At 58.3% G+C, this 8,399-nt stretch carries 5 protein-coding genes; 2 read left to right on the plus strand and 3 right to left on the minus strand.

What is annotated here, in order from left to right:
* Nucleotides 1-23 precede the first annotated feature (23 nt).
* The 3 genes from AC0TOF_RS08345 to AC0TOF_RS08355 form a co-directional block, all read right to left on the minus strand.
* Nucleotides 24-956, minus strand: coding sequence for an ABC transporter permease (locus AC0TOF_RS08345; RefSeq protein ID WP_473767868.1), 933 nt, complete (start codon nucleotides 954-956; stop codon nucleotides 24-26).
* Nucleotides 957-1,101: 145 nt separating this feature from the next.
* Entirely contained in the window at nucleotides 1,102-2,703 is a 1,602-nt protein-coding gene (locus AC0TOF_RS08350; RefSeq protein ID WP_473767869.1) for an ABC transporter substrate-binding protein, read from the minus strand.
* A 35-nt stretch (nucleotides 2,704-2,738) separates the two neighbouring features.
* Entirely contained in the window at nucleotides 2,739-3,638 is a 900-nt protein-coding gene (locus tag AC0TOF_RS08355) for a serine hydrolase (protein ID WP_473767870.1), read from the minus strand.
* 98 nt (nucleotides 3,639-3,736) lie between these two features.
* Here AC0TOF_RS08355 and AC0TOF_RS08360 point away from each other — a divergent pair, with 98 nt between their 5' ends.
* On the plus strand, nucleotides 3,737-4,711 hold the full coding sequence (locus tag AC0TOF_RS08360; protein WP_473767871.1) for a LysR substrate-binding domain-containing protein: 975 nt from the start codon (nucleotides 3,737-3,739) through the stop codon (nucleotides 4,709-4,711).
* Between the two features lie 583 nt (nucleotides 4,712-5,294).
* The coding region (locus tag AC0TOF_RS08365) for an autotransporter family protein (RefSeq protein WP_473767872.1) at nucleotides 5,295-8,399 on the plus strand (3,105 nt) is incomplete at its 3' end.

Genomic DNA, 8,399 nt, shown 5'->3' on the forward strand with positions numbered 1-8,399 from the left:
AGGCTGCGTTTGTTCATGGCGGCTCAGCGATAGCGGATGCGCGGGTCGATCAGCAGATAGGCTATGTCGACAAGCGTGTTGATGGCCAGGAAGAACAGCACGATCACCAGAATGCAGCCCTGCACCACCGGAATGTCACGCATGGAAACCGATTGGGTCAGCAGGGAGCCGATGCCGGGCCACGCAAAGAGATTTTCGATGACGACAGAACCGCCCAGCATCGAGCCGAATTGCAGGCCGATCGTGGTGAGCACCAGCACGAAAGCGTTGCGCGCCATGTGCCTGGTGACAATGCGGAATTCGGAATTGCCCTTGGATCTGGCCGTTCGCACGAAATCCGCATTCATCGTTTCAAGAACGGCAGCGCGGGTGGTGCGTGCCAGAAGCGCCATGGGGGCGATGCCCAGTGTGATGGCGGGCAGCACCAGATTCCTGAGGTTTCCGTTGCCATAGCCAAAGGTTGGTAGCCAGCCGAGTTTGAGCGATATGAAGTACATGGCCAAAAGGCCAAACCAGAAACCTGGCAGTGACAGGCCGGAAACGGCTGTGATCATGGCCGAAGTGTCGAGCCATGTCCCTTGACGCACTGCGGCCAGAAAGCCCAGCGGCAACCCGATCAGGACGGCAAAGCCAATGGCCGCAACCGCCAGCCTGAACGATGCGGCGATGCGGCTCGACAGCATGGCCGTGACCGGGCGCTGGGTGGAAAAAGATTTGCCAAGATCGCCGGTGGCAAGGCCGCCGATATAATTGCCGAACCGCGTGATGACCGGGTCCTTGAGGCCCAGCTCCTTTTCGATGCGCTCGACGACTGCCGGGTCGATATCGCGTTTGTCGCCAGCAAGCGAGGTAACGAATGTGCCCGGCATGACGCCAAACAGAAAGAAGATCAGCGTTATCGCGGCAAATACCGTAACCAGCGCCTGCAGCAGTCGCCTGCCAATCACCATAACCATGTCAATTTCCGCGGATCGTGTGGTTTTGACAGGCCGGCCGACGGGAACGATCGACCCGGCTGACCAGCCTGTTGTGTGTTTTGGCCCGCCTCAGGACAGGCCGCTGGCGAACGCTTGAAGCGTGCCGCGCTTTTCGGGATGCGCTCTAGCGCCCCGGCGCGTTATCATCCAGCCAGAGCTGATCCACCTCGATGATGGCGGCTTCGGTTACATTGGCATCGACGCCATGAATCCATGGCTGGGTTGCCACCACCGCCTTGTTGTAGTTGTTGAACCACACCGGAGCTTTTTCAAAGATATAGCCGTCAGCCTTCTTGAGAAGGTCGATACGCTTGGCGGCATCCGTTTCGGCTGCCGCCGCATCGAGCATCGCGTCATAGGCCGGGTCCTTGAAGGCGCTGCGGTTGCAACCCGCGCGGCTGACGCGACTGTCAAAGCAGCGCAGGGCATTCAGCGGGTTGGGACCCGTTCCTGCGGAGCGGAACCAGGCCATCGCCGTCCCCTGATTCATCTCGTCAACCAATGTGTTCGAATCCACCACCTTTGCCTTGGCATTGATGCCGACTTCCTTGAGGAACGGGAGCATCGCTTCCAAAACACCCAGGCTCGACGTACCGTCAGTAACCGAAACGGTCACTTCGAAGCCATCGGGATAGCCTGCTTCTGCCAGCAATTGCTTGGCCTTGGCTGGATCGTATGCGTAAGGGACACGGTCCTTGTCGAAGGCCGGGGAGGTGGCAGGCAGCCAGCCGGTGGCCTTATAGGCCTTGTCCTTGAGCAGCTTGCGGATAACGATATCGCGGTCGACCGCATAATTGATCGCCTGACGCACACGCTCATCGTCAAACGGCTTCTTCTCGGTGTTGAACCCCATGTGACGGGTAAACACTTCCGAAACCTCGATCAGCCCCTTGGACAGTTCCGGGTCGGCCTTGTAGAGAACATAGGCGTTTTCAGACAGAACCGTGGCATCCAGTTCGCCTGCACGGAATGCCATGTCAAGGGCGCTGTTGTCGCCGGAAATGGTGAACTCTACCGCATCGGCGTAAGGCTTGCCGCTCTTGTAATATTTGTCGAATTTCTTGCCGGAGATCTTCGAGCCTTCGACATGATCGACGAAGGAGAAAGGTCCAAGACCGACCGGATGGGTGAGGAAGTTGCCGCTTTCCACTTCTTCTTTCGGCAGGATCGCGGTGATGGCTTCGAAGAACTGCGTGCCCGGATCGGTCAGATCCTTGAACGTCAGCGAGAAGGTGCGATCATCGATCTTCTTGATGCCGCTGATTTCCTTGGCTTCGCCCTTCGAATATTCCTGCGCGCCTGCCAGGGTCCCGACCTGCACTGCACCGGGGAAACCCTTGGCCGGGTCCATGATGCGTGTATAGGACCAGATGACATCGTCGGTGGTCAGCTTGCGGCCATTGTGAAAGAACACATTGTCGAACAGCTTATAGGTGAAAGTCTTGCCATCTTCGCTGGTGCTGACCAGCTCGGCAAGATCGAGCGCGGGCGCGTTCTTGGCTGAATCCCAGGTGTAAAGCGAACGATGGAAGGCTTTGGAGACCACCATGTCCTGTGAGTTGTAGGTGGCATGGGGATCAAGCGATTTCAACGCGGCCCCGTAGGGTGCGGCCAGATGCAGGGTGCCGCCCGCTATCGGTTCGTCCGCCCAGGACGGTGCGGCTGGAACGGCGGTAAACAACGTCGCGGCGAGAAGCGCGGTCTTCAATATGGAACGGTAATTCATTTTTTCCCCATTTTGCTTGATTGGTTTGGTTCGGGCTATTGTTGATAGGCGTGCCGGTAAAAGAGCCGCGCGAAATTGGGCAGGAATGTCTTGTCATCCGCCGGCCAGTGGCCGTCGCACATCACGCAGAGCACGAAACTCCTGCCGTCCGGCGTTTCCCCATAGACGAGGTCATGGCGCGTCCATGAAGTATGCCCGGCCTTCGACCATGTCCTGACATTCTGTGGCAGGCCCTCCACCAGAAAGCCTGACACCTGATCGCCTTCCGGCAGCGTGTCGCAACGACGCTGAAATTCGCGGTTCATCAGCCCCAGCATCCATTCGCAGCGCTCGCGCACACCGCGCGCAATGTCATGCATCAGCGCAAGTGCCGAGAGCGGCGTCAGGACATTGCCGTTTTCACCGTTGCGAATCTGCCTGGCGCGCCCATAAGGACTATCTTCATAGGTGCCATGCAGAACATTGATACCGGCAAATTCGCTCCGGTTCTGCGCCAAATACCATTGCTGCACCCGCTGGCGGGCTGCACACCAGTCATCCAGCTCCTTGCCGGACAGCGGCCCGCCATCATAGGCGCCGGTAAGGCGGCCAACCAGATAAACGGTCGCCTCGTTGGATGAAATGGCCATCATTTGCGCGGCAGCGCGGTCATCTTCGGGATGTTCCTCCACCAATCCCTGCGCGCGAAACGCGGCAAGGGCATCGAGAAAGAACAGCTTTATGACGCTGGCCGGATAAAAGGCTTTGGAAGGCTGGTGGCCGAACCATGCCAGATCGGTGATCCGGCCCGGATCGACGGATCGCAACGGCGCATCGTAGAGACAGGCAGCAACGCCGACATTGCTTGCGTCGAGTGCCCCGCCGGTCTGCGCAAGCGCTTCTGAAAGCGCGCGCGAGGCTGGATGAATCCCCGAAATAGGAACGTTGCCGCTCATGTTGCTCCCTTTTTCTTTTGGCCGATTAAGCCAAGGAATTTTACATTTTGATATAGAAATCGCATTGGAACATTATGCATGTGCGATATGAAGTCGGGTTGAAAACTCGCGCTTGGGCGAAAAAGGGCAGTGCATTGCAAAAGAACCATATCAATCTGCGGCAGGTGGAGATTTTCCGTGCCACGATGAAATTCGGCACCGTAACCGCGGCTGCGGCTGCGCTGGGATCGTCCCAGCCGACAATCACACGAGAGCTGTCGCGGCTGGAGGAACATATCGGCTTTCCATTGTTTGAACGCCGGTTGCAGCGTCTGGTGCCGACCGCCCGCGCGCATAAACTGTTTCAGGAAGTGCAGGCGTCGTTTATCGGCCTTGACCGTATCAATGATTACGTGGCGCGCCTGCGCGAAGCCTCGGATGAAGTGCTGACCGTCGCGTCATTGCCAGCCTTTGCCCAGACCGTTTTGCCGGAAGCGATTGCGCGGCTCAACGCAACCCACCCCGATCTCACTCTTCAGATCAGCACGGTTGACCCGCGCAACCAGTCGAGCATCTCCGGTTTCAATTTTGATGTCGGCCTTATCGAGGACATCTATACCGAGAATGACGCGGATTCGCGCGTGTTGTGGACTTTCAAGCTGGTGGCGGTCATGCGCGGCGATCACCCGCTGGCAACGAAGGACTATCTTGAACCCAATGACTTTGAAGGGTTCAATTTCATCAGCCTGGGCGCGCGCGATCCTTATCGGCTGAAAGTGGAGCGCGTCTTTGACATGGCCGGCACCAACCGGCGGCTGTTCCTGTCGACGCAATCGGCTCACAGTGTTTGCGAATTGGTACTCAAAGGGCTCGGTATCTCGATCGTCAATCCGCTGACGGCACTGAGTTATGAAAAACAGGGGCTGGTGCTGAAGCCGTTTCTGCCGTCGCAAAATTTCGTCCTGTCGGTGCTGCGGCCCATCAACCGTCCCATTGTGGCCAGTTCACATGCGTTGCTGTCGCACCTGTCGCAAGTCTGTGCGGAAACGCAGGAAGCGCTGGTCAGGCGCAACCTGGTCATCAACGACCAGTAGCGTATCACAGGTTGTAGAATAGGAGGCCCGGCCCCGGATGTTTAGAGACATAAATGACCAGTTTCCGCCGGATTTCGGCGATTTTCCACGCGGATTTTTACTATCTATAGGCGTGTAGAAGTGTATTGATGAGTATTGCAGGCAGTATAGTGAATTAAATTAAATTCCAATTTTTACGGGAAATTGTGAACTAAAGTGGCATCCTTCTGAAATATTTGAACGAATAGCTTTTGTTGCGGCAAAATGTCCTGAGCTCGGTCAAGTATTATCAATATTCTGTAAGCATTACTCATCTATATATACACATTGAAGGGGACTGGGGGCGATTCTCAACGTGATTACCGTTTGGAGCAAGTTGGTGCTCCTTGGCATCTCTTCACATTCGAAATGAAGACTGTTCCAGGCGGCAACATGGGTGCCTACTGGGCAAGGTAGGGCCATGTCTGTTCATTCAAAACGCGTTATAAATCTCACATCCCGCAGCTTGTTGGGGGGCATATCTTCCACGGCGCTAGCCATTTCCTGCTTTATTGCGCCTGTCACTGCATTTGCAGATGGCGGCTATGGCGGGGTGCGGCCGATTGTGGGCGCAGGCCCCGGGGGAAAAGGGGGCGTTGACGGTTCTGAGGCGAGCGCGATCGGCGAGGATGGATCGGCGGGAACATTTGGCGGCGGAAGCGGGGGCGGCGGCGGCGGCGTCAATCTGGAAACAGGTTTTGGCGCGCATGGCGGCTCCATGGGCGCTGCATCTAATGGTACGAAAGCTGAATCTTATGGCGCTACGGGCGTCATGGGACAGGCGGTCACCAGCCAAACGACGATCACGACATCCGTTTCCGGCGGTACCGGGCATCTGGGGCCGGTAGCGGTAGGTTCAGCGGGGGATCCAGGCAATGTTTCCGCGGGCGGGCACGGCGGCGGTGGCGTCGGCATCAGCGCCAGCGCGGACTTGACGGTTGCAAACGGTGGTGTTGTCACAGGCGGCACGGGCGGCGGCGCTAACACCACGGCGCTTGGAGCGGGTGGTGGCGGCGGCGGCGGTGTCGGCATTTTTTCCAGCGGCAATGTGAAGATCGACGCTGGCGGTACCGTTGTTGGCGGTACTGGTGGACATAGTGGAAATTCCGGCGGCGGCGGTGGTGCGGCGGCGATCGTTCTGTCCGCAAGAGGCAATGTGCTCAATAGCGGTTCCGTTGCTGGCGGCGTCGGCGGCGGGGCCAATTTGCAGGGTGCCGGTGGCGGCGGTGCTGGCGTTGTCTTGCTGAATGGCGGAACCGTAACCAATCTTTTGGGCGGCAGTATCAGCGGCGGCGCGGGTGGTTCTACGCGCTTCCCAACTATCGGGCAGCCAGGTTTGGGCGGCGAAGGCATCAAAGGCGCCGACATGGCTGTTGTCAACGCCGGGAGCATCACCGGCGCCCTCGCTGGCGGCACAGCCGCAAACCGTCCGCAGGCCAATGCGATTACCTTTACCGGAGGCACCAACTCTCTGGAATTATGGTCGAGTTCTGACATTTCAGGCAATGTTCAGGCGTTCAGCACCGCAGACCGTTTGATGTTGGGCGGAAGCACGGATGCCGTCTTCGACGTAACGAGCATTGGCGACAATGCGCAGTATCGCGGTTTCGGTCAGTTTGAAAAGACCGGAACCAGCAGCTGGACGCTGACAGGCGCTACGACGGCGGTTACGCCCTGGACTTTGACATCCGGCATTCTATCCATCGCACAGGACGAAAGTCTGGGTGATGTGGCAGGCATCCTTACCTTCAACGGCGGAACGTTGCGGACAACGGCAAGCTTCGCCAGTGACCGTGATATGGTGCTCAACAGCGATGCCGTTTTCGACACTGCCTCCGCCACCACCCTGACCGCCAATGGCGCGATCAGCGGTCCCGGCGGCTTGAACAAGACCGGTGATGGCATATTGGAGCTTACGGGTGTCAACACCTATGGCGGTGTGACCGCAGTCGCAGTGGGTACGCTTGCGCTCACTGGTTCCGGCAGCATTGCCGCTTCTTCCGAGGTGCGGGTTGATAGCCTGTTCGATATTTCAGGGACCCTGCAAGGCGCATCGATCCAATCGCTGTCCGGCGTTGGTGTGGTCGAACTTGGCTCTGAGGTGCTGACCTTGACCAATGCATCCGGTACTTTTGCCGGAGAGATCAAGGGCGCGGGAGGCATAGCGCTTCTCGGCGGCACTCAAACCCTGTCTGGCATCAACAGCTACACGGGAAATACCGATGTATCAGGCGGCACCTTGCGTGCGGGAGCGGCCAATGCTCTTAGCCCGACATCGGCTGTCAGTGTCCGGAGCGGCGCAACCGTCGATCTGAACGGTTATGACCAGACGCTTCAGTCACTGGCCAATGCCGGTCTTGTGCGGTTTGGCGAAAAGCCGGGAACAACGCTCACGATCAGCGGCGATTACACCGGCAATGGCGGCACGCTCTCCATGGCGACCGTGCTTGGCGGCGATAATTCGCAAACCGATCGTCTCATGGTAAGGGGCAGCACGTCCGGTACAACGCAGGTTGCGATTGTCCGTCAGGGAGGCTTGGGCGCCCAGACAGTCAACGGCATCAAAATTGTAGATGTCAGCGGCCAGTCGGGAGGCACCTTCTCGCTGCTGGGCGACTTTGTCACCAAGGACGGCAAGCAGGCGATTCACGGCGGTGCCTATGCCTATACGCTGCAACAGGGAGGCATGAATACGCCGAACGACGGCAACTGGTACCTGACGAGCGAGATCAAGCAAATTGATCCTGCCGATCCGGATTGCAATTCGACAAGCAGCTGCCCGCCGCCAACAGCGCGTTACAGCCCGTCGGTTCCCGTCTATGAAGGCTATCTGCAGAACATGCAGGCGCTCAACAAGCTGCCGACCTTGCAGGAACGTGTGGGCGAGCGCTACAGGAGTGGTCAAAACACAGGTGCCGCCGTTGACGACAAGGGCGTGTGGGCGCGTATCGAAGGCGCACATAACCGCCTTGAACCGCGGACGGTTACCGGCGGCAAGCAGGACATCAACACCTTCATCATGCAGGCCGGTGTCGACGGCCAGTTCTATGAGAGCGACAGTGGCAAGCTGATCGCCGGTATCACCGGTCAATATGGTCATGCCAAGGGTGATGTGTCCTCCTTCCACGGCGATGGTGCGATCAGCACCGATGGCTGGAGCCTTGGCGCAACCGCCACCTGGTATGGCAATTCCGGCTTCTATGTCGATGGTCAGGCGCAGGTCACGTGGTTCGACAGCGATCTCACTTCCTGGACCGCCAATCAGGGTCTTGCCGATGGCCGCAAGGCAACCGGCTATGCCCTGAGCATCGAAGCAGGCCAGCGGATCGCCATCGACCAGAACTGGTCGCTGACCCCGCAGGCACAGTTGATGTACTCATCGATCAATGCCGACAGCTTCCGCGATGCATGGGACAGCCGCGTCAGCCTGCATGACGGCGACAGCCTGATCGGACGGCTCGGCCTTGCCGCCAACTATGCCAATAGCTGGAAGGGCGAGGATGGGTTGATGGTCAACACTACCGTCTACGGCATTGCCAATCTCTATCAGGAGATGCTGGGTGGATCGTCGGTCAATGTGGCGGGCGTCGATTTTGACACCGACAATGACCGGACCTGGGGCGGCATCGGCGCTGGCGGTACCTATGCCTGGGCCGACAACAAATATGCC

The sequence above is a fragment of the Ochrobactrum sp. PL_is501 genome, assembly GCF_055816895.1.

Coding starts and splice junctions, on each gene's coding strand:
- AC0TOF_RS08355 (WP_473767870.1), bottom strand. CDS start 3,638: ATGAGCGGCAACGTTCCTATTTCGGGGATTCATCCAGCCTCGCGCGCG.
- AC0TOF_RS08345 (WP_473767868.1), bottom strand. CDS start 956: ATGGTTATGGTGATTGGCAGGCGACTGCTGCAGGCGCTGGTTACGGTA.
- AC0TOF_RS08350 (WP_473767869.1), bottom strand. CDS start 2,703: ATGAATTACCGTTCCATATTGAAGACCGCGCTTCTCGCCGCGACGTTG.